The organism is Enterobacter sp. QK-SA4 (assembly GCF_056856775.1).
Genome location: NZ_JBXFXH010000007.1, coordinates 4,278,821 through 4,301,237 on the forward strand (window position 1 = coordinate 4,278,821; position 22,417 = coordinate 4,301,237).

At 56.2% G+C, this 22,417-nt stretch carries 23 protein-coding genes; 6 read left to right on the plus strand and 17 right to left on the minus strand.

Annotation, left to right across the window (positions count from 1 at the left end; genetic code table 11):
• Positions 1-153: 153 nt before the first annotated feature.
• Positions 154-798 (plus strand): OapA family protein, encoded by a 645-nt coding sequence (locus AC1VYI_RS22215; protein ID WP_063409286.1) that lies wholly within the window; start codon positions 154-156, stop codon positions 796-798.
• Between the two features lie 67 nt (positions 799-865).
• On the opposite strand, the gene rplI is transcribed toward AC1VYI_RS22215, so the two are convergent.
• Genes rplI through rpsF form a run of 4 tightly spaced genes read right to left on the minus strand, consistent with a single transcriptional unit; the run spans position 866 to position 2,305 of the window.
• Positions 866-1,315: a 50S ribosomal protein L9 gene (gene rplI, locus AC1VYI_RS22220; protein ID WP_024907318.1), complete on the minus strand. Its 450-nt coding sequence runs from the start codon at positions 1,313-1,315 to the stop codon at positions 866-868.
• A gap of 41 nt (positions 1,316-1,356) precedes the next feature.
• Positions 1,357-1,584: a 30S ribosomal protein S18 gene (rpsR, locus tag AC1VYI_RS22225; RefSeq protein WP_000135199.1), complete on the minus strand. Its 228-nt coding sequence runs from the start codon at positions 1,582-1,584 to the stop codon at positions 1,357-1,359.
• A gap of 4 nt (positions 1,585-1,588) precedes the next feature.
• Positions 1,589-1,903 carry a primosomal replication protein N gene (gene priB / locus AC1VYI_RS22230; RefSeq protein WP_008502895.1) on the minus strand — a complete coding sequence of 105 codons (315 nt, stop codon included), beginning with the start codon at positions 1,901-1,903 and terminating at the stop codon, positions 1,589-1,591.
• Positions 1,904-1,909: 6 nt separating this feature from the next.
• Complete coding sequence (rpsF, locus tag AC1VYI_RS22235) at positions 1,910-2,305, minus strand: 30S ribosomal protein S6 (RefSeq protein WP_014068637.1); 396 nt, start codon at positions 2,303-2,305, stop codon at positions 1,910-1,912.
• 341 nt (positions 2,306-2,646) lie between these two features.
• Between rpsF and yjfY the strand changes: the two genes are divergently transcribed.
• The gene (gene yjfY / locus AC1VYI_RS22240) at positions 2,647-2,922 is read left to right on the plus strand and encodes a DUF1471 family protein YjfY (protein WP_029740378.1); all 276 of its coding nucleotides are present in this window, start codon (positions 2,647-2,649) and stop codon (positions 2,920-2,922) included.
• 169 nt (positions 2,923-3,091) lie between these two features.
• Here the strand turns inward: yjfY and yjfP are convergent, their stop codons facing one another.
• Positions 3,092-3,814 (minus strand): esterase, encoded by a 723-nt coding sequence (gene yjfP / locus AC1VYI_RS22245; protein WP_226483402.1) that lies wholly within the window; start codon positions 3,812-3,814, stop codon positions 3,092-3,094.
• Between the two features lie 137 nt (positions 3,815-3,951).
• On the opposite strand from yjfP, the gene bsmA reads away from it, so the two are divergent.
• From bsmA to AC1VYI_RS22260, 3 genes are all read left to right on the plus strand, one after another.
• Positions 3,952-4,281, plus strand: a complete 330-nt coding sequence (gene bsmA, locus AC1VYI_RS22250) for a biofilm peroxide resistance protein BsmA (RefSeq protein ID WP_029740376.1) — start codon at positions 3,952-3,954, stop codon at positions 4,279-4,281.
• Between the two features lie 136 nt (positions 4,282-4,417).
• Positions 4,418-4,705: a DUF1471 family protease activator YjfN gene (gene yjfN, locus AC1VYI_RS22255; RefSeq protein ID WP_032645202.1), complete on the plus strand. Its 288-nt coding sequence runs from the start codon at positions 4,418-4,420 to the stop codon at positions 4,703-4,705.
• Between the two features lie 172 nt (positions 4,706-4,877).
• Entirely contained in the window at positions 4,878-6,809 is a 1,932-nt protein-coding gene (locus AC1VYI_RS22260) for a methyl-accepting chemotaxis protein (RefSeq protein ID WP_023310143.1), read from the plus strand.
• On the opposite strand, the gene AC1VYI_RS22265 is transcribed toward AC1VYI_RS22260, so the two are convergent.
• Positions 6,806-8,428 carry an isovaleryl-CoA dehydrogenase gene (locus tag AC1VYI_RS22265; protein WP_134866868.1) on the minus strand — a complete coding sequence of 541 codons (1,623 nt, stop codon included), beginning with the start codon at positions 8,426-8,428 and terminating at the stop codon, positions 6,806-6,808. The genes AC1VYI_RS22260 and AC1VYI_RS22265 overlap by 4 nt on opposite strands.
• 192 nt (positions 8,429-8,620) lie before the next feature.
• On the opposite strand from AC1VYI_RS22265, the gene AC1VYI_RS22270 reads away from it, so the two are divergent.
• Complete coding sequence (locus AC1VYI_RS22270; protein ID WP_023310141.1) at positions 8,621-9,895, plus strand: MFS transporter; 1,275 nt, start codon at positions 8,621-8,623, stop codon at positions 9,893-9,895.
• 78 nt (positions 9,896-9,973) lie between these two features.
• Here the strand turns inward: AC1VYI_RS22270 and rlmB are convergent, their stop codons facing one another.
• The 11 genes from rlmB to mutL form a co-directional block, all read right to left on the minus strand.
• Positions 9,974-10,708 (minus strand): 23S rRNA (guanosine(2251)-2'-O)-methyltransferase RlmB, encoded by a 735-nt coding sequence (gene rlmB, locus AC1VYI_RS22275; protein ID WP_028015258.1) that lies wholly within the window; start codon positions 10,706-10,708, stop codon positions 9,974-9,976.
• 66 nt (positions 10,709-10,774) lie between these two features.
• Complete coding sequence (gene rnr, locus AC1VYI_RS22280) at positions 10,775-13,219, minus strand: ribonuclease R (RefSeq protein WP_063409010.1); 2,445 nt, start codon at positions 13,217-13,219, stop codon at positions 10,775-10,777.
• 38 nt (positions 13,220-13,257) lie between these two features.
• The gene (gene nsrR, locus AC1VYI_RS22285) at positions 13,258-13,683 is read right to left on the minus strand and encodes a nitric oxide-sensing transcriptional repressor NsrR (RefSeq protein ID WP_023310139.1); all 426 of its coding nucleotides are present in this window, start codon (positions 13,681-13,683) and stop codon (positions 13,258-13,260) included.
• Between the two features lie 192 nt (positions 13,684-13,875).
• The gene (locus tag AC1VYI_RS22290) at positions 13,876-15,174 is read right to left on the minus strand and encodes an adenylosuccinate synthase (RefSeq protein ID WP_006178975.1); all 1,299 of its coding nucleotides are present in this window, start codon (positions 15,172-15,174) and stop codon (positions 13,876-13,878) included.
• A gap of 104 nt (positions 15,175-15,278) precedes the next feature.
• Positions 15,279-15,476: a DUF2065 domain-containing protein gene (locus AC1VYI_RS22295; RefSeq protein ID WP_003855996.1), complete on the minus strand. Its 198-nt coding sequence runs from the start codon at positions 15,474-15,476 to the stop codon at positions 15,279-15,281.
• Between the two features lie 71 nt (positions 15,477-15,547).
• Positions 15,548-16,552 carry a protease modulator HflC gene (hflC, locus tag AC1VYI_RS22300; RefSeq protein ID WP_023334250.1) on the minus strand — a complete coding sequence of 335 codons (1,005 nt, stop codon included), beginning with the start codon at positions 16,550-16,552 and terminating at the stop codon, positions 15,548-15,550.
• A gap of 2 nt (positions 16,553-16,554) precedes the next feature.
• Complete coding sequence (hflK, locus tag AC1VYI_RS22305; protein ID WP_024907334.1) at positions 16,555-17,814, minus strand: FtsH protease activity modulator HflK; 1,260 nt, start codon at positions 17,812-17,814, stop codon at positions 16,555-16,557.
• Between the two features lie 56 nt (positions 17,815-17,870).
• Positions 17,871-19,151, minus strand: coding sequence for a ribosome rescue GTPase HflX (gene hflX / locus AC1VYI_RS22310; RefSeq protein ID WP_023310136.1), 1,281 nt, complete (start codon positions 19,149-19,151; stop codon positions 17,871-17,873).
• A 74-nt stretch (positions 19,152-19,225) separates the two neighbouring features.
• Positions 19,226-19,537 carry an RNA chaperone Hfq gene (gene hfq, locus AC1VYI_RS22315; protein WP_008502919.1) on the minus strand — a complete coding sequence of 104 codons (312 nt, stop codon included), beginning with the start codon at positions 19,535-19,537 and terminating at the stop codon, positions 19,226-19,228.
• An 85-nt stretch (positions 19,538-19,622) separates the two neighbouring features.
• Positions 19,623-20,573, minus strand: coding sequence for a tRNA (adenosine(37)-N6)-dimethylallyltransferase MiaA (gene miaA, locus AC1VYI_RS22320; protein ID WP_023310135.1), 951 nt, complete (start codon positions 20,571-20,573; stop codon positions 19,623-19,625).
• On the minus strand, positions 20,566-22,410 hold the full coding sequence (mutL, locus tag AC1VYI_RS22325; protein ID WP_226483401.1) for a DNA mismatch repair endonuclease MutL: 1,845 nt from the start codon (positions 22,408-22,410) through the stop codon (positions 20,566-20,568). The genes miaA and mutL overlap by 8 nt, the downstream gene beginning before the upstream one ends.
• Positions 22,411-22,417: the final 7 nt, after the last annotated feature.

A 22,417-nucleotide genomic window follows, 5' to 3' on the forward strand; every position in this document is an offset into this window, starting at 1 on the left:
GGTGACAAACCGCGACGAAACAGAAACAATAGAGATAACCAGGATTAATCCCGAACTGATGTCACGGATGTCGGGTTTACTACGCCGTTCAGGCAGTTAGCAAACTATACTTCGGGGCACAGGATAAAAAATACGCGGAGCAGGAGGAGTGCCATGCCCGGGCGATTTGAACTGAAACCTACCCTGGCGAAAATCTGGCAGGCGCCGGACAATTTTCGCATCATGGACCCGCTGCCTCCTCTGCATCGCAGAGGGATCATCATTGGCGCGCTGATGGTGATCGTGGGCTTCCTGCTTCCTTCCGGGGGCGATGATGTCGATACCGCCCCCGTCACCCGCAATGCCCAACTGGACATTCAATCGCAGACGCGGCCGCAGCCTGACGCACAGCCGATGCAAACGCAGCTTGTGACCCCGTCTAACGATCCGGGTCAGGTCGCGCCGGTTGAGCCAGAACCCATTCAGGATGAACAGCCGCAGGATCAAGCCGCCGCCCCGTCTCAGCCTCAGACGCAACAGCCTACCGGCATTGAGCAACAGTGGCGTTCCTATCGCGTAGAGCCGGGCAAAACGCTGGCACAGCTGTTCCGCGACCACAACCTGCCGCCAACCGACGTGTATGCTATGGCGAAGGTGGAAGGTGCGGGTAAACCGCTCAGTAATCTGCAGAATGGACAGATGGTACAGATTCGCCAGAATGCCAGCGGGGTGGTGACAGGGTTAACGATTGATACGGGAAATGGGCAACAGGTACTGTTTACCCGCCAGCCAGACGGCAGTTTCATCAGGGCGCGTTAAGACCTGGATCTATAAAAAGCAAAACGCCGGCACAAGGCCGGCGTTTCAACGTGAGCAGAGTAAAAAATTACTCAGCTACAACGTTAACAACCAGTTTAGCGAACACTTCGCTGTGAACCTGGAAGTCAACTTCGTGCTCACCAGTGGTACGCAGAACGCCGTTCGGCAGACGAACTTCGCTCTTAGCCACTTTAACGCCTGCAGCAGTTACTGCATCAGCGATATCGCGGGTACCGATGGAACCGAACAGTTTACCTTCGTCGCCTGATTTAGACGCGATGGTAACGGTGCCCAGTGCGTTGATTGCTTCAGCGCGAGCGTTAGCAGCCGCCAGAACGTCAGCCAGTTTGGCTTCCAGTTCAGCGCGACGTGCTTCGAAAAACTCTACGTTTTTCTTGGTAGCTGGAACAGCTTTACCCTGTGGAACCAGGAAGTTACGTGCGTAACCCGCTTTAACGTTAACCTGATCACCCAGGCTGCCCAGGTTTGCTACTTTATCAAGCAGAATAACTTGCATTACCTTATCCTCTTAAAGTCGTATTAATGGACCGTGCCCGATTACTGATGACGATCAGTGTACGGCAGCAGGGACAGGTAGCGAGCGCGTTTGATAGCGCGAGCCAGCTGACGCTGGTATTTTGCACGAGTACCGGTGATACGGCTTGGGACAATCTTACCGCTTTCGGTGATGTAGTTTTTCAGCGTTGCGATATCTTTATAGTCGATCTCTTGAACGCCTTCCGCGGTGAAACGGCAGAACTTGCGACGACGGAAATAACGTGCCATATGGCTAGTCTCCAGAATCTATCAAATCAATCTGCTCGGCATGCAGAACCATTTTGCTCAGGCCGTTCTTTGCCTTGTGGCAAGAGATGAACCCCTGAACGATTACTGCGCTACCGACCGTTAAACTGTGAGTAATGGCCTGGTTTTCGTGTCCGCTAATAATAACGGGCATTTGGCACCACGCCTGCCGGTGAAACCCGGCTTCCTCTTGCACAGAACGATGCTCAAGCACGAACTGGCAATGCGGAATTCCTGATGGACTGACCTTTCGAAGGGGAGCCCTGCATACGATGCCGGACAACGCCAGACGGTTGGTCATCAGAAATTACTCTTCAGAATCCCCAGCATCAGAATCATCTGCGGTTTCGTTTGCGAAATCATCGCGACGCTCACGGCGCTCGTCTTTCGCTTTAACCATCGGAGATGCTTCGGTAACTGCGTTTTTGGTACGCATAACCATGCTGCGGATAACGGCATCGTTGAAGCGGAAGGTAGTTTCCAGCTCATCGATCACTTCCTGCGGCGCTTCAACGTTCATCAGAACGTAGTGTGCTTTGTGCAGTTTGTTGATCGGGTAAGCCAGCTGACGGCGGCCCCAGTCTTCCAGACGGTGGATCGTACCTTCTGCACCAGTGATGGCAGCAGAGTAACGCTCGATCATACCCGGAACCTGTTCGCTCTGGTCAGGATGGACCATAAAAACGATTTCGTAATGACGCATCGAATTGCTCCTTACGGATTATTCAGCCTCCTGTCTGGGTCAGCCGAGGCCCGGGGAGGCAAGGAACGTGTTAAAGGTCGGCTGAAAAATTGACGCGTCATAATACTTGCGCGCCCCTGGAAACTCAAGCTGATTGCACAAATAATTCGCACAAAGCGCGAAGCGGGTCTAAGTGGGTGATTTAAAATTGGTCACACCCGGAAGCGTTGTTTTTTTGAACAACTGCATCAGAAATGGTCACGCATCCCCGCCGGATGAGTGATTACACTTTAATCAGAGATCGCCTGAATTAAAGAAGGAGCATCCCCCCTCTCGCAGCACGTAGTTGTGGAGCGCATATCATGAAAAAAATCGCATTAGCCATAATGGCGGCGCTTTTGCTCAGTGCAAACGCGATGGCAGCCATTAAGATAGACAGCCGACAGGCCAGAAACATGGATGATGTGCAAAGCTTGGGCGTAATTTACATCAATCATAATTTCGCCACGGAAAGTGAAGCAGATCAGGCATTAAACGCAGAAACCGATGCGCAGGGCGCAACCTATTACCACGTGATGTTAACCCGTGAGCCCGGCAGCAACGGCAACATGCACGCCAGTGCAGATATTTACCGATAACGCTTTAACGCTAGCACCAGGAAAGCCAACAACGAGAACATAGCCATAGATGACGTTGCCCCCTGCCCGGGGGCTTTTTTTTGTGAATGGCTCCGGAATAATACCGGTAAAATAACCCCTCAGAGATCCTCCATAAGCGGGAAGATATGGACATCAAAGTCATGCGCGTTTACAGGTGCTGGCGGAAAAACGCCACCGTGGCGTCGAGCGCCGTTGGCGTGATGCGGTGGCGGACGCCCGGTTCCCACAGGCAGGTCAGATTACCGTCCAGCCCTTCATTCATTAACGCCTGCTGCAGACGGAAGGTTCCCTCAGGCGGGACCACATCATCCGCGTCACCGTGCCACAGCAACAGCGGGCGATCGGCCACGCGCGGCAATGCCCGGGTCACTTCCCACTCTGCCAGCGTCGCGGTCATTTCCGTTAAATCCTGAGGGGGAAAAAGGGTCTTCGCCAGCGAAGTAAAGTAGCCCGAGCCCATCAGACAGGCGACAGACTTCACTTCAGGATGATGCGTCATAATCCCCAGCGCCGTCATACCGCCCATCGACGCCCCGGCTACCGCCAGACGATTGTCGGCCACCAGCCCTGCCTCATAAAGCGCATCGCGCAGCCCGGAAAACTCGGTCAGACTCCCGTGCAGAATGTGCCAGAACTGCCCCAGCCGCGCCTGTTCATTACCCGTAAAGCGTGCGCCGTGGTCGGGTGCATCTGGCATCACCACGCGAAAACCCGCCTGCGCCAGCGCTACCGCAAAATAACTGTAAACCAGCTTCGATGAGGTAAACCCATGATAAAAAACCACAACAGGCAGCGGCTTATCACGTTTACCCGCTGGCATCGCGTGTAAAACTTCATGGTCGCCGAGGCGGCGTATTTCAATTTCAATCATTGTCGACCCTGTGCGAATCTATGATTCATAATGTTGAGAACTGGGTTACGCTTTCGCGTCATTTTCATTCGAAATATACGTCCCAGATAACACTTCGGGAACATTCCCCCAAAACTAAATTCACAGACAACTACACTATGGCTATCAGGAAACGAGATATGGTTATGCGCAGGTTTGCTGCTTTATTGCTGGTCTTTCTGCTGAGTGGCTGTAGCGCGCTGCAGGGAACGCCGCAACCCGCTCCACCGGTCGCCGATCATCCACAGGAGATTCGTCGTAATCAGACGGAAGGATTACAACGAATGGGCACCATCTCCGCGCTGGTTCGCGGCTCTCCGGATGACGCAGAATCGGCAATAAAAGCGCAGGCCGTCGCTGCCAAAGCAGATTATTACGTCATCATTATGATCGACGAAACCATCATAACGGGACAGTGGTATTCACAGGCTATTTTGTACCGTAAATAATGGTTTTCCTTTGAACGAGATTTACACTGCTTTGCGTCCATAGACATTTTCCTGTCCACAATAAACTCCACGCCCGCATCAATGGAAGGGAGTTTATTAGCGAAGGATTGCCCGGCGGATACCGGATATATGTGAAATGGAGCTGACGATGAAACGAACTCTTGCTTTGACCTCACTGTTGCTCTCAGCAGGCCTGCTGAGCACCACCGCGCAGTCAGCAGAATTCGCCAGTGCTGATTGCGTGACTGGCCTGAATGAAATTGGCCAGATCTCCGTGAATAATATCTCGGGGAGCCCGCAAGACGTTGAACGTGTCGTGGCATTAAAGGCCGATGAGCAGGGTGCTTCATGGTATCGCATCATCCAGATGCAGGAAGATAACCATATCGACCACTGGCGGGTACAGGCCATTCTCTACGTGTAAACTCCCTCCCGATAAAAGCCACTTATTTTTAGTGGCTTTTCGTTTTTGCAAATTTTTTATCTTGTATAAAACCAATGAAGAACAATTGAATAACATTTTGTTACATTAAAACAGTAAACGTAATCCCCGCTCTGCCGTTGAAGAACCATAACTTTTCAATGATGAGCAATTTATGATCAACTTTTTTCGCCGTGCGGGCCTGGGGTCGAAACTCTCGCTGCTGACTGGCGTCAGTGTCGCCACGCTGTTTCTGCTATTCACTTTTCTGCTCAGCCAAAAAGCCAGCCAGCAGCTTGAAGCCCTTGCGGTCGAAGATCTGCATAATCAGTCCACCGGCATGGTCGACATGGTGCAGATGTTTAATACCAGCCTGAGTGAAGAGGTTGAGAGCTATACCCGTCTGTTTACCACCTTTTTACCGCAGCCCCTGAACATTGATAATTCCCAACCCCAGACGATTAACGGACTTAGCGTTCCGCTTCTGAAAGGCGGAGACACAGGGCTGCATGAAAATAACACCCTTTCGGACGAGTTCCTGAACCGTACAGGAGCCATTTCGACGCTGTTTGTACGCAGCGGTAACGACTTTGTTCGCGTAGCCACTTCCCTGCGCAAAGAGAATGGCGATCGGGCAATGGGTACCGTTCTGGATAATGCCAGCCCGGCCTTTGCCGCCGTCAACAAAGGTGAAGTCTACCGCGGCCTGGCGCTGCTGTTTGGCAAACGCTACATCACCCAGTACCAGCCCGTTAAAAACGCCGAAGGGCAGGTCATTGCGATCGTCTTTGTCGGGGTGGACATCACCCACTCCTGGAACGTCATGCGCGAGAAAATCCTCAACCGCCGCCTGGGCGAGAGCGGTCACTTCTTCGTGCTGGATCGCAGCAACGGCAAAACGCGCGGGCAATACCTGTTCCATGCCGGCGAAGAGGGAAAACTGCCGAAGTGGGACGCAGCGACGCAGCAACAGCTTCTGAGTGACAAACCCGGCACGCTGGAGCGTACAAGCGACGACGGCCGGACGCTGAAAATGGCCTATACCCCGCTGCCGGGCTGGAACTGGACTATCGTGGGCGAAGTGGATAAATCGGTGCTGCTCTCAAGCGTTACCGCCATGCGCGATCGCTTCCTGCTGGCCGGCGTGGTCTTATCCATCCTTTTTGCTGGCCTGTTCGTGGTCATTATTCGCCGCGTGCTGACCCGACCGCTGCGCAGCGTGATCCATCTTGCCAGACAATATGCCGCAGGGGATCTCCGTTCCAGCCTGCCCGTGACGCGTCAGGACGAAGTCGGCCAGCTGATCGATGCTATCAACGGCATCGGCGGCGGCCTGCAAAAAATTGTGCTGCAGGTTCGTGAGGCCGCAGGCGAGATCCATTTGGGCACCAACGCGCTGGCCGCCGACACAGGCGAGATTTCAGAGCAGATCAACAAGCAGGCCAGCAGCGTGGAAGAGACGTCCGCCAGCATGGAGCAGCTGGCCGCCACCGTGCAGCAAAATGCCGCCAACATGGAGCAAACGCAGCAGCTGGTGGGTGAAACCTCGCTTGCGGTTCATCAGGGCGGTGAGACGGTCACCCACGCGGTGTCGACCATGGACGACATTCGCGAAGCGTCAAAACGCATCGAAGACATCACGCGCGTGATCGAATCCATCGCTTTCCAGACCAATATTCTGGCGCTGAATGCGGCAGTGGAAGCCGCCCGCGCAGGCGAGCACGGAAAAGGATTTGCGGTAGTCGCGCAGGAAGTTCGCGCGCTGGCGGGACGCAGCGCTAACGCGGTGAAGGAGATTGAACAGCTGATTGGCGATACGCTCAGAAAAGTGAGTGAGGGTCATGCGCTGTCTGAACAAACACGCCTGGCGATGGACGACATCATCATTCATATCGATAACATCAGCCAGCTGGTCACCGAGATTAACCATGCCTCACGCGAGCAGTCCGCCGGGATCGGCCAGGTGAACCTCGCCATGACCCATATTGGCGAAGCGTCGCATATCAATGCCGATCGCATCTCACGCAGCGAACAAACGGCCCAAACGCTGCGCGAGAAAGGTTCGCACCTGACTCAGCTGGTGAGCCTGTTCCAGCTAAAAGGCTAACCGACTCTGCCCGTCGCACGCAGCAGCAGGTCGCTTTGCACCTGCTCGCTCATCAGCGTGCCGCCACGGGTATCCAGCATCATGCGGCACCACGCCTGCGCCACCGGGGGCGATGCGTGCCGCAGCATCACGCTTCCGGCACCCAGCAAGAAAAGCTGCTGCGCGATCTCCCGCGCCTGCGCCTCCTGCGGCTTACGCAGTTTTTGCTGAAGCTGTCGCCAGCTGCGGTCGAAGTGTCTGTCCTGCCCTTTCACCTGCGCAAACTCGTCGGCAAGCAGGTCGTGAATACCCGGCTGCTTCGCCAGCACGCGCAGCACGTCCAGACACATGATATTACCTGACCCTTCCCAGATGCTGTTCACCGGCATCTCGCGGTACAGGCGGGGAAGTTCACTCTCTTCGCAATATCCGATCCCGCCCAGCACCTCCATCGCCTCCGCGACAAATGGGATGCCCGCTTTACAGACGCTAAATTTCGCCGCCGGGGTAAACAGCCGCGCCCAGGCGGCCTCTTGCGTATCGGCACGCTTGTCCCACGCGCGGGCCAGGCGGAACAGCAGCGCCGTGTGCCCCTCCAGCACCAGCGCCATCCGGCTTAGCACTTCGCGCATTAGCGGCTGATCGATGAGATTTTTGCCAAAGGTTTGACGCTGATGGGCATGGTACAGCGCCACCGAGAGCGCCCGACGCATCAGTCCGTGGCTGCCCAGCGCGCAGTCAAAGCGCGTCAGACCGCCCATTTTGAGGATCTGCCGTACCCCTTCGCCCTCTTCCCCCAGCAGCCAGCCGGAGGCATCAAGAAACTCCACCTCGCTGCTGGCGTTGGAGCGGTTCCCGAGCTTGTCCTTGAGGCGCTCCAGCCGGACGGCGTTGCGCTGTCCGTCAGGCAAAAAGCGCGGCACAAAAAAGCAGGATAGCCCGCCCTTCGCCTGGGCCAGCACCAGGTGCGCATCGCTTTGCGGGACGGAGAAAAACCATTTATGCCCCACCAGCCGGTAGCTGCCGTCGCTGCATTTTTCCGCTTTGGTGGTATTGCTGAGCACGTCCGAGCCGCCCTGCTTTTCCGTCATCCCCATACCGATCAGCAGGCCGCGCTTTTGCGCGCCGGGGGCCAGATGCGGATCGTAGCGATCGCTGAGCAGCGGTGTCAGCCAGTCGTGAAATATTTTGGGGAGCGCCTGCTGCAGCAGCGGCGTGGCGGCGAACGTCATGGTGACAGGGCACAGCGTGCCCGCCTCCACCTGCGCATGCAGCACAAAGCGCGCGGCCCGAGCGACAAACGACCCTTTACGCGCTTCCTCTTCCCACGCCAGGTTATGCACGCGGTTGGCGCAAAGCCCCTGCATCAGCAGATGCCAGGCCGGATGAAAACGCACGTCGTCCAGCCGCTCGCCCGTGGCGTCATAGCGTAACAGCTCGGGCGGATTAACGTTTGCCAGCCTGCCCAGCTCCAGTGACTCCGCCGTACCCAGCTGCTGGCCAATGCTGGCGAGGAGTTCGATATCCCACTCGGCGCCTTCAAGCGCGACCGCATCGCGCAGGGCGCAGTCCGAGAGGAAAAGGTTGCTGTTGGAAAGCGGTGCAGGTTGATTGAAAACGGTGTGGGTCTGCCAGTGCATGCTGTCTCCCTCCTTCAGTGGCAATGACGATAAGTATGGACAGACCGCGCACGCGCTGCATGGGAGGGGAGTCACACGTTCACGATCCCGCTGATATCATTCGTGAAATAGCTCACAGAACATAAGAATAAACTATTTCATGACTCCGCTTTTGTTGAATAATTTATTCTCACACCTTAAGTGAGGACCGTTATGCAACCGGACGCGCACAAGCGAGCATTAATTGCAGGCTCCATTGGTAACTTTATCGAGTGGTATGAGTTTGCGGTCTACGGTTTTCTGGCGACCGTCATTGCGAAAAACTTCTTCCAGCTTGAAGGAGAGGCGGGGCTGACCAGCCTGATCCTCACCTACGCCTCGTTTGCCATCGCCTTCTTCTTCCGCCCGCTGGGTGCGGTGGTGTTTGGCCGCATCGGCGACCGGATTGGCCGTAAGCCGACGCTAATCATCGTGCTGGTACTGATGACGCTCGCTACCGCCGCCATCGGCATTGTGCCGGTCTACGCCAGCATCGGAATTGCCGCGCCGCTGATTATTACGCTGCTGCGCATCCTGCAGGGGCTGTTCGCGGGCGGCGAGTACGGCGGTGCGGTCTCGCTGATGACGGAGTTCGCCCCGCGCGGCAAGCGTGGGCTCTATGGCGCGTGGCAGTCCTTTACCGTGGCGCTGGGACTGTTAGCTGGCGCAGGCATCGTGGCGCTGCTCTCCGCCCTTCTCACGCCTGAAGCTCTGCACGAGTGGGGCTGGCGCATTCCGTTCTTCCTGGCGCTGCCCATGGGCGTTGTGGCGCTGTGGCTTCGCGTCAGCATGGAGGAGACGCCCAGCTTTGTGCAGCAGCAGGATAAACCGGCTGTCGCTCAGGCGGATACTGCCGCTACGCTCCGGGCCATCGTGATGGGGATTGGGCGCGTAATGGTCTGGTCTGCGGCGGGGTACACCTACCTGGTGATTATGCCGACCTATCTTCAGTCGGCGCTGCACACCGGGTTTAACCAGGCGCTGTTGATAGCGGTGATTTCGAATATTGGTTTTGCGCTGACCATCATTCCGTCGGGGATCCTGAGCGACCGGATCGGCCGCCGCACGGTGATGATTATCGCCACCGCGCTGCTGCTGATCCTCGCCCTGCCGCTGCTGAAAATCCTGCAGGCGGAGTCGAGTACGCTGGCGGTGAAGGCTGGTGTGGTGTTGATTGCGGGCGGTCTGGTGGGCATGCTGGCGGGGCCGGGCCCGGCGATGCTGTCTGAGATGTTCCCGACGCGCGTGCGCTATACGGGGCTGGGGCTGGCCTACTCGTTGTCGAACGCGATTTTCTCGGGATGCGCAGGGCTAATCATTACCGGGCTGATTAAGCAGACGGGCAACCTGGATATTCCGGCGTATTACGTTATGGCGACGGCGGTAGTGAGTATTTTCGCGCTGATGACGCTGAGGAAGGATGACCATTTGCGATCGTTAGAGGAGTGAAGTTGTCAACGTCTGGTGCCCTCTCCCACGGGGAGAGGGATAAAACACAAAAGGCCGTCCTGTGGATGGCCTTACTGTTTATTCTCCGCGCTGACGCACCGCTTCAAACAGGCAGATGCCCGTCGCAACGGAAACGTTCAGGGACGACACGCTGCCCGCCATCGGTATGCTGATCAGCTCGTCGCAGTGCTCGCGGGTCAGACGACGCATACCTTCGCCTTCCGCACCCATCACCAGCGCCAGACGGCCGGTCATTTTGCTCTGGTACAGAGTATGATCCGCTTCACCGGCGGTACCGACGATCCAGATATTCTCTTCCTGCAGCAGACGCATGGTGCGCGCCAGGTTGGTCACGCGGATCAGCGGAACGTTTTCCGCCGCGCCGCAGGCCACCTTCTTCGCCGTCGCGTTCAGCTGCGCGGAGCGATCTTTCGGCACGATCACCGCGTGCACGCCCGCCGCATCGGCGCTGCGCAGGCACGCGCCGAGGTTATGCGGATCGGTAACGCCGTCGAGGATCAGGAAGAACGGATTCTCCAGCTCGGCAATCAGATCCGGCAGATCGTTTTCCTGATACTGACGACCCGGCTTCACGCGGGCAATGATCCCCTGGTGGACCGCGCCTTCGCTTTTCTCATCCAGGAACTGGCGGTTCGCCAGCTGAATCACCACGCCCTGCGCTTCCAGCGCGTGGATCAGCGGCATCAGACGTTTATCTTCACGCCCTTTCAGAATAAACACTTCCTGAAAACGCTCCGGTGCGCGCTCGAGAAGGGCCTGCACCGCGTGGATGCCGTAAATCATTTCACTCATTGATGGTTCTCGTCATAAGTATTTCCCCTCCCCCCGTTGGGGAGAGGGTCAGGTTGAGGGGAGAATTTACTCCGCCTGCTTTTTCTTGGCCGCGCGCTTCGCTTTGGTGGCGGCAGCGATTTTCTGCGTTTTCGCGGAAGGTTTTTTCGCTGAGCGGGCTTCTTTCTTCGCCGCCTTCGGCTTCTGTTTCTTCTCGCCGCGGAACGCGCTGTCCGGCTCGAAGTTTACCTTCTTGCCCGCCTGACGACGTTTACCGCCGCCCGGTTTACCGTTACCGGTTTTTTTCGCCCTTTCACGCTCGGTTTTACCGACGTTACGCGGCGCGCGCTCGCTGGAGATCAGGCTGAAGTCGATCTTACGGTCGTCCATATTCACGGCTTCGACCTTCACTTCCACACGGTCGCCCAGACGATACGTCTGGCCGCCAGATTCGCCAATCAGGCGCTGGCCGACCTGGTCGAAGCGGTAGTAGTCGTTATCCAGGCTGGAGACGTGCACCAGACCGTCGATGAACAGCTCGTCCAGACGAACGAAGAAACCAAAGCCGGTCACGCTGGCAATCACGCCTTTGAAGACGTTACCGACCTGATCGAGCATAAAGTCACACTTCAGCCAGTCCGCTACGTCGCGTGTTGCTTCATCGGCACGACGTTCGGCCATGGAGCAGTGCTGACCCAGCTGCAGCATCTCTTCCATCGAATAGTGGTAGCCACCGGTTTCGGTGGTGTTCCCTTTATGGCCCTGCTCCTGCGCCAGCAGATACTTGATCGCACGGTGTAGAGAGAGGTCAGGATAACGACGGATCGGCGAGGTGAAGTGGGCGTAAGACTGCAGCGCCAGGCCGAAGTGTCCGCGGTTTTCCGGATCGTAAATCGCCTGCTTCATGGAGCGCAGCAGCATCGTCTGCAGCATTTCTGCGTCAGGACGGTCGCCAATGGACTCCAGCAGCTCGGCGTAATCGCGCGGCTCTGGCTTGTTGCCTCCAGGCAGTTCCAGACCCAGTTCAGCCAGCACGGAGCGGAACGACGTAATGGCTTCCGTGGTCGGCTTATCGTGAATACGGAACAGCGCTGGCTCTTTGGCTTTCTCGACGAAACGTGCCGCCGAGATATTCGCCAGGATCATACACTCTTCGATCAGCTTGTGCGCGTCGTTACGCTGGGTCTGCTCGATACGCTCAATGCGGCGTTCGGCGTTGAAGATGAATTTCGCCTCTTCACTCTCAAACGAGATCCCGCCGCGCTCTTCGCGCGCCTGATCCAGCGTTTTGTAGAGGTTATGCAGCTCTTCGATATGTTTGACCAGCGGCGCGTACTGTTCGCGCAGATCCTGGTCGCCCTGCAGCATATGCCAGACCTTGGTATAGGTCAGACGCGCGTGCGAGCTCATCACCGCTTCGTAGAATTTGTAGCCGGTTAAGCGCCCTTTGGTGGAGATGGTCATCTCGCAAACCATACAGAGGCGGTCAACCTGCGGGTTCAGGGAGCACAGGCCGTTAGACAGCACTTCCGGCAGCATCGGCACGACCTGGGACGGGAAGTAGACCGAGGTGCCGCGGCTGCGGGCTTCGTTATCCAGCGGGGTGTGCGGACGGACGTAATAGCTTACGTCAGCGATAGCAACCCACAGGCGCCAGCCACCGCCGCGTTTTTTCTCACAGTATACGGCGTCATCAAAGTCGCGGGCGTCTTCACCGTCGATAGTGACCAGCGGCAGATCGCGCAGATCCACGCGGCCCACTTTGGACTCTTCCGGCACTTCTTCGCGCAGGCTTTCGATCTGATCTTCAACCGCTTTCGGCCAGATGTACGGAATTTCATGGGTGCGCAATGCCATATCAACGGCCATCGTGGTGCCCATGTTATCGCCAAGCACTTCGACGATTTTACCTACCGCTTTGGTGCGACGGGTTGGGCGCTGGGTGAGTTCCACCACCACCACAAAGCCCATGCGGGCCCCCATCACCTCTTCAGGTGGGATCAGAATGTCGAAGCTCAGACGGCTGTCGTCCGGCACCACGAAGCCCACGCCAGCGTCGGTAAAGTAGCGGCCGACGATCTGGCTGGTTTTTGGCACCAGAACGCGTACCACGCGCGCTTCGCGGCGGCCTTTACGGTCAGCTCCCAGCGGCTGCGCCAGGATCTGATCGCCGTGGATGCACATTTTCATCTGTTCAGATGAGAGGTACAGATCGTCTTTACGGCCTTCCACGCGCAGGAAGCCGAAGCCATCGCGGTGACCAATGACGGTCCCTTTCAGCAGATCGAGACGTTCTGGCAGCGCGTAGCACTGGCGGCGGGTAAAGACCAGTTGCCCGTCACGCTCCATTGCGCGCAGGCGGCGACGAAGGGCTTCAATTTGCTCTTCACCTTCAATATTTAATTCAACGGCAAGTTCTTCACGATTGGCGGGTTTTTCGCGTTTTGTTAAGTGTTCAATGATGAACTCGCGGCTGGGAATAGGATTCGCGTATTTTTCGGCTTCGCGTTCCTGGAAAGGATCATGTGACATGTCGGTTCCTCCGTTGTCAGCTCCGGTGGAAATTTTCTTCATTCCACCAGCAATAATTTATAAAGCGGTTGATTCTCTTCAACCAAATCGGCCAGCGTGTAGTTATCCAGTTCCATGAGAAAACTTTGCACGGCCTTTGAAAGCGCCTTTTTCAGGCGGCAAGCGGGCGTGATGTGGCAGAACTCGCTGCTGCAGTTCACCAGAGACAGCGGCTCCAGTTCACGTACCACATCGCCAACACGAATACTCTGTGCCGGTTTACCGAGACGGATCCCACCATTCTTCCCGCGGACGGCAGCAACGTATCCGGCACGACTAAGTTGATTGATTATTTTGACCATATGATTACGGGATACGCCGTAGACCTCTGTGACTTCAGAGATACTGGTCATCTTCCCATCGGGTAACGACGCCATGTAAATCAGCGCACGTAAGCCGTAATCGGTGAAACTTGTTAACTGCACATCAACCTCAGGAAAAAGGGAAAACGCGGTTAAACCGCAGAGATATTCATTAATGATGATAAACCAGCCAGATAGTGAGCGGCTAATTTATTTGACAGACGGGGCGAAAAAGCGGAGATCCAGGAGCGGTCGCCGGATGGCGCTACGCTTATCCGGCCTACGGGTCTCCCCGCAGGCCAGCAGTCACGAAGATTATGCGTCGAACGGGTCGCGCAGGATCATCGTTTCAGTACGATCCGGGCCGGTAGAAATAATATCGATCGGCACTTCGGTCAGTTCTTCAATACGCTTGATGTAATCCAGCGCCGCCTGCGGCAGGCCGCTACGCTCTTTCACACCGAAAGTGGTCTCAGACCAGCCCGGCATGGTTTCGTAGATTGGCTCAATGCCTTCCCAGTCGTCAGCAGCCAGCGGAGTGGTGGTCACTTCGCGGCCATCTGGCATACGGTAGCCTACGCAGATTTTCACTTCTTTCAGGCCGTCCAGTACGTCCAGCTTGGTCAGGCAGAAGCCAGACAGGGAGTTGATCTGCACTGCACGACGCACGGCAACCGCATCCAGCCAGCCGGTACGACGACGACGACCAGTGGTCGCGCCAAACTCGTTACCCTGCTTGCACAGGAACTCGCCGGTTTCATCAAACAGCTCGGTCGGGAATGGACCCGCACCCACGCGAGTGGAGTACGCTTTGATGATGCCCAGCACGTAATCTACATAACGTGGACCCAGGCCAGAGCCGGTCGCCACGCCACCTGCCGTGGTGTTAGAGGACGTAACGTACGGATAGGTACCGTGGTCGATGTCCAGCAGCGTACCCTGCGCACCTTCGAACATGACGAAATCGCCACGCTTGCGCGCCTGGTCCAGCAGATCGGACACATCAACAACCATACCGGTCAGAATGTCAGCGATCGCCATGACGTCATCCAGCACTTTCTGGTAGTCAACTGCGTCAGCTTTGTAGAAGTTCACCAGCTGGAAGTTGTGATATTCCATCACTTCTTTCAGTTTTTCAGCGAAGGTTGCTTTGTCGAAGAGGTCACCCACGCGCAGACCGCGACGTGCAACTTTATCTTCGTAAGCCGGGCCGATACCACGACCGGTGGTGCCGATCGCTTTCGCGCCGCGCGCTTTCTCACGCGCTACGTCCAGCGCCACGTGATAATCCAGGATCAGCGGGCAGGCTTCGGAGAGCAGCAGACGCTCACGAACAGGGATACCACGGTCTTCCAGACCTTTCATCTCTTTCATCAGCGCAGCAGGAGACAGCACAACGCCGTTACCGATGATGCTGGTGACGTTTTCGCGAAGAATGCCTGATGGAATAAGATGGAGGACGGTTTTTTCACCGTTGATTACGAGAGTATGGCCTGCGTTGTGACCGCCCTGGTAGCGTACAACATATTTAGCCCGTTCAGTCAGAAGATCAACAATCTTCCCTTTACCTTCGTCACCCCATTGGGTGCCCAGTACGACGACGTTGTTACCCATTTTTTTCAAAATCACCGTTTGCTTAAAAATGGATTCTACCATCGCTTTTTCAGATATACAGCACTTTTTGACCTCAAAATACGCCGATTGTGCCTATTTTTTGATCAGCCAATCGTTTTCCTCAACATGTAGTAGATCACGATGCCCGCAACCACAAGACCGCCGCCAAAACGACGCAAAATATTATCCGGCAGCTGGCTCATCGTGGCGATCATTCGGCGCCAGGCGCGCGGATAAAGCATCGGTCCAAGACCTTCCAGCACCAGGACCAGGGCCAGTGCGAGCCAGATCGTTGAATTCATTTTTATTCCTTATAAAAGAAAACCACCGCTCCGTTGAGAGCGGTGGTTTGAATACTCAAACGAGCCTGAGTTTATCGCGTTGCGTTAGTCGGCGTCTTCATATAACGGAAGAAATCGCTGTCCGGGCTGAGAACCATCACGTCCTGGTTGCTCTGGAAGCTATTCTCGTAAGCGCGCAGGCTACGGATAAAGGCGTAGAAGTCAGGATCCTGGCTGAAGGCATCAGCAAACAGCTTCGCCGCTTCGGCATCGCCTTCACCGCGCAGGATACGGCCCTGGCGCTCAGATTCCGCCAGCGTCTTGGTCACTTCGTAGTCCGCGGCTGCACGCAGCTTTTCCGCTTCTTCCTGACCCTGTGAACGGTGACGACGGGCTACCGCCTCACGCTCGGCGCGCATACGGTTGTAAATCGCCTCGGACACTTCAACTGGCAGGTTGATCTGCTTGATACGCACGTCAACCACTTCGATACCCAGCGCAGCCATACTGTTCGGGTTGATCACCGGCACTTTACCGTTGGTCTCCGCCTGAACGCGTTCAGCCGCTTTGGCAATCGCATCATCTGCTGCCGGCGTTGAAACTTCATCTTCCGTGCCCGCTGTACCGGAGTTCAGCGCATCGCGTACTTCCAGGGTCAGACGACCACGGGAGTCGGTCACGATGTCTTTCACATCCAGACGACCAATCTCGGAACGCAGACGGTCAGAGAACTTACGTTTAAGCAGCACTTCTGCCTGAGAAACGTCGCCGCCGCCCGTTGCCAGGAAGTAACGGCTGAAATCGCTGATGCGCCATTTGATATAGGAATCAACGATCAGGTCTTTCTTCTCTTTGGTCACGAAACGGTCGGCCTGGTTATCCATGGTCTGGATACGTGCATCCAGCGTTTTCACGGACTGAATGAACGGCACCTTGAAGTGCAGACCCGGCTCGTAAATCACCGGGCGTTTGTCGCCATCACGCACGACGCTGCTGAACTGGAACTTAATCCCACGCTCGCCTTCTTTCACCACAAAAATCGAGGTATAAAGCGCGACCAGTACGATGACGATGATCGCAATAACTGACTTACGCATCCTTATTCCCCCTGACGCTGGTAGTCGTTACGCTGCGCGTTAGCACGGCGTTGGTCCATAATGTCACCATCGTTCGAAGAAGGCGTTGTGTTCGTGCTGGCGCTGCCTGTTGAGGCTGGCGGCAGACGCAGCAGGTTGTTCGCGCCGCTGGTGTCGCCTTTCGCTGCTGGAGCAGAACTGCCTTTCAGCATCTGATCCAGCGGCAGAACCATCAGGTTTCCGCCTTTGTTGTCGTTAACCAACACTTTGCGGGTGTGGCTCAGCACTTTTTCCATGGTCTCGATATAGAGACGCTCACGGGTAATTTCCGGTGCCGCTTTATATTCCGGCAGGATCTTCGCGAAGCGGGCCACTTCACCCTGAGCTTCCAGGATGGTCTGCGTTTTATACGCGCGCGCTTCTTCCAGAATACGCTGCGCCTGACCGTTAGCGCGTGGCTGAACTTCGTTGGTGTACGCTTCTGCTTCACGGATGTACTGCTGTTCGTTTTCACGGGCAGCAATCGCATCGTCAAATGCGGCTTTCACCTCTTCCGGCGGACGCGCAGCCTGGAAGTTGACGTCCAGCAGGGTGATACCCATGTTGTACGGACGAATGGTCTCTTCCAGCTCGCGCTGGGTATCGCTACGAATAACGGTACGACCTTCGGTCAGAATACGGTCCATGGTGTATTTACCGATCACACCGCGCAGGGCGCTGTCGGTCGCCTGACGCAGGCTGTCATCGGCGCTGGTCACGCTAAACAGATAACGCTCAGGATCGGTCACGCGGTACTGCACGTTCATCTCAACGCGCACCACGTTTTCGTCAGAAGTCAGCATCACGCCAGAGGCGGCCAGTTCACGGACGGATTCCACGTTTACCGCGGTCACGTCATCAATGAAGGTCGGCTTCCAGTTCAGACCCGGCTCAACCAGATGGCTGAACTTACCGAAACGGGTGACCACGCCGCGTTCTGCTTCTTTAATGGTGTAGAACCCGCTGGCTGCCCAGATGATGACTACCGCAGCGGCCACGATGCCCACTACGCGGCCACCCATTGGCGGGCGCGAACTCTGAGTGGAATTGCCACCCGAGCCAGAACCTTTTCCTCCGCCAAGGCCACCAAGCTTCTTGCTCAGTTTGCGGAAGATATCATCCAGATCCGGCGGCCCCTGCTCGCGACCACCTTTGTTGCCATTTCCCTCAGAGTTGCCGCCAGGTTTGCTGCTTCCCCACGGGTCGCGGTCTTGTCCGTTATTACCGGGCTGATTCCACGCCATGTATATGCTCCATATTTGTTATGCAAGGGCGAATTATTCAGGCATCCCCTTTCTGATCAGACGATATAGTCGACCAGCGCAGGTTCTTGTTTACAGAGGCGACGCCAGTCAACGATCGGCATACGCACCTGCATCCCCACGCTGCCGTCATCCTCCATCCACTCTTTTTCTATCGCCTGAAGCTGATAAAACCGGCTGCGCAGCCTGCCTTCCTGTGGCGGCAGTCGCAGCGTGTGCTGAGCTACCTCACCGGAAAGACGTTCTGTCAAAGCCTGGAAAAGCAGTGGCACACCAATACCGGTCTGGGCAGAAAGCCAGACCCGAATCGGTTTGTTTTCTTCATCTCTGTCGATACGCGGTTCGAAATCGTCCAGCATATCGATCTTATTCATGACCAACAGCGTTGGGATCTCGTGGGCGTCGATCTCTTCGAGCACCACGTTCACCGCGTCGATGTTCTCCTGCACGCGCACGTCTGCCGCATCAATCACGTGCAGCAGCAGAGTCGCCTGTCGCGTCTCCTGCAGGGTGGCTTTAAACGCCGCCACCAGGTCATGCGGCAGGTGGCGGATAAACCCTACGGTATCCGCCAGCACCGTTTCACCGACGTCTGCAACGTCAATACGGCGCAGAGTAGGGTCCAGGGTCGCAAACAGCTGGTCTGCGGCATAAACCTGGGCCTCGGTTATCTGGTTAAACAGGGTGGATTTACCGGCGTTGGTATAGCCCACCAGCGACACCGTCGGGATGTCGGCTTTGGTTCGCGCCCGGCGCCCCTGTTCGCGCTGTTTCTCTACACGTTCCAGACGTGAAAGGATCTGGGTAATTCGGCCACGCAGCAAACGACGGTCGGTTTCGAGCTGGGTTTCACCCGGGCCGCGCAAACCAATCCCGCCTTTTTGTCTTTCAAGGTGTGTCCAGCCACGCACCAGACGCGTTGCCAGATGGCGCAGCTGCGCCAGCTCAACCTGCAGTTTCCCTTCGTGGGTACGTGCACGCTGAGCAAAAATATCTAAAATCAAACCCGTGCGATCGATAACACGGCATTCGCAAAGGGCTTCCAGGTTGCGCTCCTGGGCTGGAGACAGCGCATGATCAAACAACACAACTGACGCGCCGGTTGCTTTTACGGCATCCGCAATTTCGACTGCTTTACCTTCACCAACAAAATACTTTGGGTGCGGCGCTTTACGGCTACCGGTAATCACCTGCATTGCTTCGACACCGGCGGAAGAGACCAGAGATTCAAACTCCTGGAGGTCTTCCATATCTTTGTCTTGCGAAAAATAGATGTGTACCAGCACCGCCTGCTCACCGGCATCATAACGGTCAAACAAGCGTAAACCTCTCTAAAAAGATCAGCGGGGAACGCAGGATCCCTGGCTCCCCGTGTGGATAACAGTGCGAAACCTTATTCGGTCTCGTCGCTGTCCTGCGCCGGCGTTGAAGAACCCTGCGCGTTGCTGCCATGATGGTAGTTACTACCAGTGCCGCCGCCAGCGTTATTGCTGTGATGAGATACCGGACGGGACGGAACAACAGTAGAAATAGCGTGCTTGTAGACCATCTGACTGACCGTGTTTTTCAACAGAATCACAAACTGATCGAAAGACTCAATCTGACCTTGCAGCTTAATACCATTCACCAAATAAATAGAAACTGGAACACGTTCCCGACGCAATGCGTTCAGGAACGGATCTTGTAAAGATTGCCCCTTAGCCATTCTATCTTTTCCTTATATGCTTGTTTTGTACTTAGAACCTTGCGATTCTGAAAAATTGCGCACGATACGTCTCAATTGTACACATTCAGTGAGCGATATCACCAACAACCTCAATCACTTCGTTTAACGCCTGTTGCGGTTTTTCACTGTCTAACCAGTGAACACCCTCCCAACCGCGCAACCAGGTGATCTGGCGCTTCGCTAACTGTCTCGTGGCGCAAACACCTCTATAAACCATTTCATCGTATGAAATCTCACCTTCAAGATACGACCACATCTGGCGGTATCCCACACAACGAATGGAAGGCATGTCCGTATGCAAATCTCCACGGGCAAATAGCGCCCGCACTTCTGCTTCAAAATCTGAAGCTAACATCTGATGAAAACGCTGCTCAATTCGCTGATGGAGCAGTTCACGGCTCGCCGGGGCGATGGCGAACTGATGCACCTGATACGGCAGAGCGTCTCCTGACGTTTGCGTCAGTTCCGTTAAAGTTTTACCCGAAATGAAAAAAACTTCCAGTGCCCGGGAAAGCCTTTGCGGATCATTTGGATGGATCCGTGCTGCTGCAACCGGGTCAATCTCCGCCAGTTGCTGATGCAAAACGTCCCAACCCTGCTCTGCCGCCTGCTGCTCAATTTTCGCTCTTATTTCCGGATCCGCGGATGGCAGAGGTGACAACCCCTCCAGCAACGCCTTGAAATAGAGCATGGTTCCGCCAACCAACAGAGGTATACGTCCCGCCGCCGTTATCTCGGCCATCTCGGCTAAGGCATCCCGACGGAAATCCGCTGCGGAGTACGCCTGAGCCGGGTCGAGAATATCCAGCAAACGGTGCGGTGCCGCACGCAGCTCTTCTGCGTCAGGCTTCGCCGTGCCGATGTCCATCCCTCGGTAGATGAGGGCGGAGTCGACGCTAATCAACTCTACAGGCAAAACTTTACGCAACTCAATGGCTAGCGCCGTTTTGCCGGAGGCCGTTGGGCCCATTAAAAAAATTGCCTTAGGCAGGCTCGCCTTACTTGCGTCAATCATGTTTCAGGGCGTTCATCGCCGTTTGTAAATCAACAGGTTGTAATAACCCACCCGGCGGCGTTTTCACCAGATGCGGACAGAGGCGTTCCACCTCCGCCAGCACGCTAATGGCCTGCGCCATACTCCACGGCGCGTGTTCGCTTGCCAGATGGCGGGCGATCCACTGCGCGGTGTTGGCGGCATCAAACGATGTTTGCTGCGCCAGGTAGCCTATCAGTTCAGGAATCAAGTTTTGTAAATTTTGTTGGCGTAAGGGTAAAGGCACTGCACGAATTGTCACATGTTGTGGTTCGAGCACAGTTTCAATACCCATTTGCGCCAGCTGCGGCTCTGCGCGCTGCAATACCCTTGTTTCATCAGGGGATATTTTCAGCCGAACCGGAATTAAGAGCGGCTGCGCGCAGGCTGCATTTTCGCCTGGCGTAAGCTGCACCTGCTTAAGCCAGCGTTCGGCGACCGGCAGTGCCAGAAGCATCAGTTTGCCGTCACGTTCAAGCAGCGCCATATCCGGCGCGATAATTGTCAGCACCCGGCCAAAACTCTGGCTATGGCCGTCCAGAGAAGGCTGAGCGGGCGGAATGTGCTCTTTACGCTCCACGGCTGGCGTTTCCAGCAGCTTGCGGTACAACGCGCCCTGCTGCTTCTGATAGCCAGGCTGTGCATTCGGATAGTTCGCGCCCGTTGGCCGCGGTGCGCTCCCGGCCTGGGAGAAACGCGGAGCTTCCGGTTCACGCGCGACGGCAGGCTCAGCAAAATGGTTGCGGCCTGCCGCCACACGGTTTTCCGGCAGCGGACGCGGTGCAGGGGCGTCGTTCTCCAGCGGCAGCGTTGGCTCTGCCTGCTGCTGCAACACGGCGGCCACGCCCTGATAAATAAAGTCGTGAACCAGACGCGACTGGTGGAAACGCACCTCATGCTTGGCTGGATGAACGTTTACATCCACCTGATGGGGGTCGATTTCCAGATAAAGGACGAAAGCTGGCTGCTGATCGGCCCCGAGTTTGTCTTCGCAGGCCTGGCGAATCGCGTGATTGATGAGACGGTCGCGCATCATGCGGCCGTTCACGTAGCAATACTGAATTTCAGAGAACGCAGCACTGCTCGCGTTTGGATCGGCAACCCAGCCGCGTAAAGCCAGATCGCCGTGCTGCCACTCAATGGCCAGAGCCTGTTCCAGGAACGGCGTACCGCAGATCGCCCCCAAACGACGCTCTTTCTGTCCGCCTTCAGCCACCGCACGGTACTGGCGCATCACCTTGCCGTTATGGCTGAGATTAATGGTGACATCGAAACGGGCCAGCGCAATACGGCGAATGATCTCGTCGATATGGCCGAACTCGGTCTTCTCGGTACGCATAAACTTGCGTCGGGCGGGGGTGTTGTAGAACAGATCCAGGACTTCCAGCGTCGTGCCGACAGGGTGCGCCGCGGGTTTGACCGTCACATCCATATCGCGCCCTTCGGCGTAAGCCTGCCAGGCTTCCTGCTGTTCAGCGGTACGGGAGGTCAGCGTTAAGCGCGAAACGGAGCTGATACTGGCCAGCGCTTCGCCGCGAAAACCGAGGCTAATAATCGCTTCCAGATCGTCCAGAGAGGCGATTTTACTGGTGGCGTGACGAGCCAGCGCCAGCGCCAGCTCCTCTTTTTTAATGCCGCAGCCGTTGTCGCGAATGCGGATAAGCTTCGCGCCACCGCGTTCGATATCAATATCGATGCGGGTTGCGCCCGCATCGAGGCTGTTTTCCACCAGCTCCTTCACCACCGACGCAGGGCGTTCCACCACCTCACCGGCGGCGATTTGGTTCGCGAGCTGCGGCGGTAGAACCTGAATCGGCATGAATTCT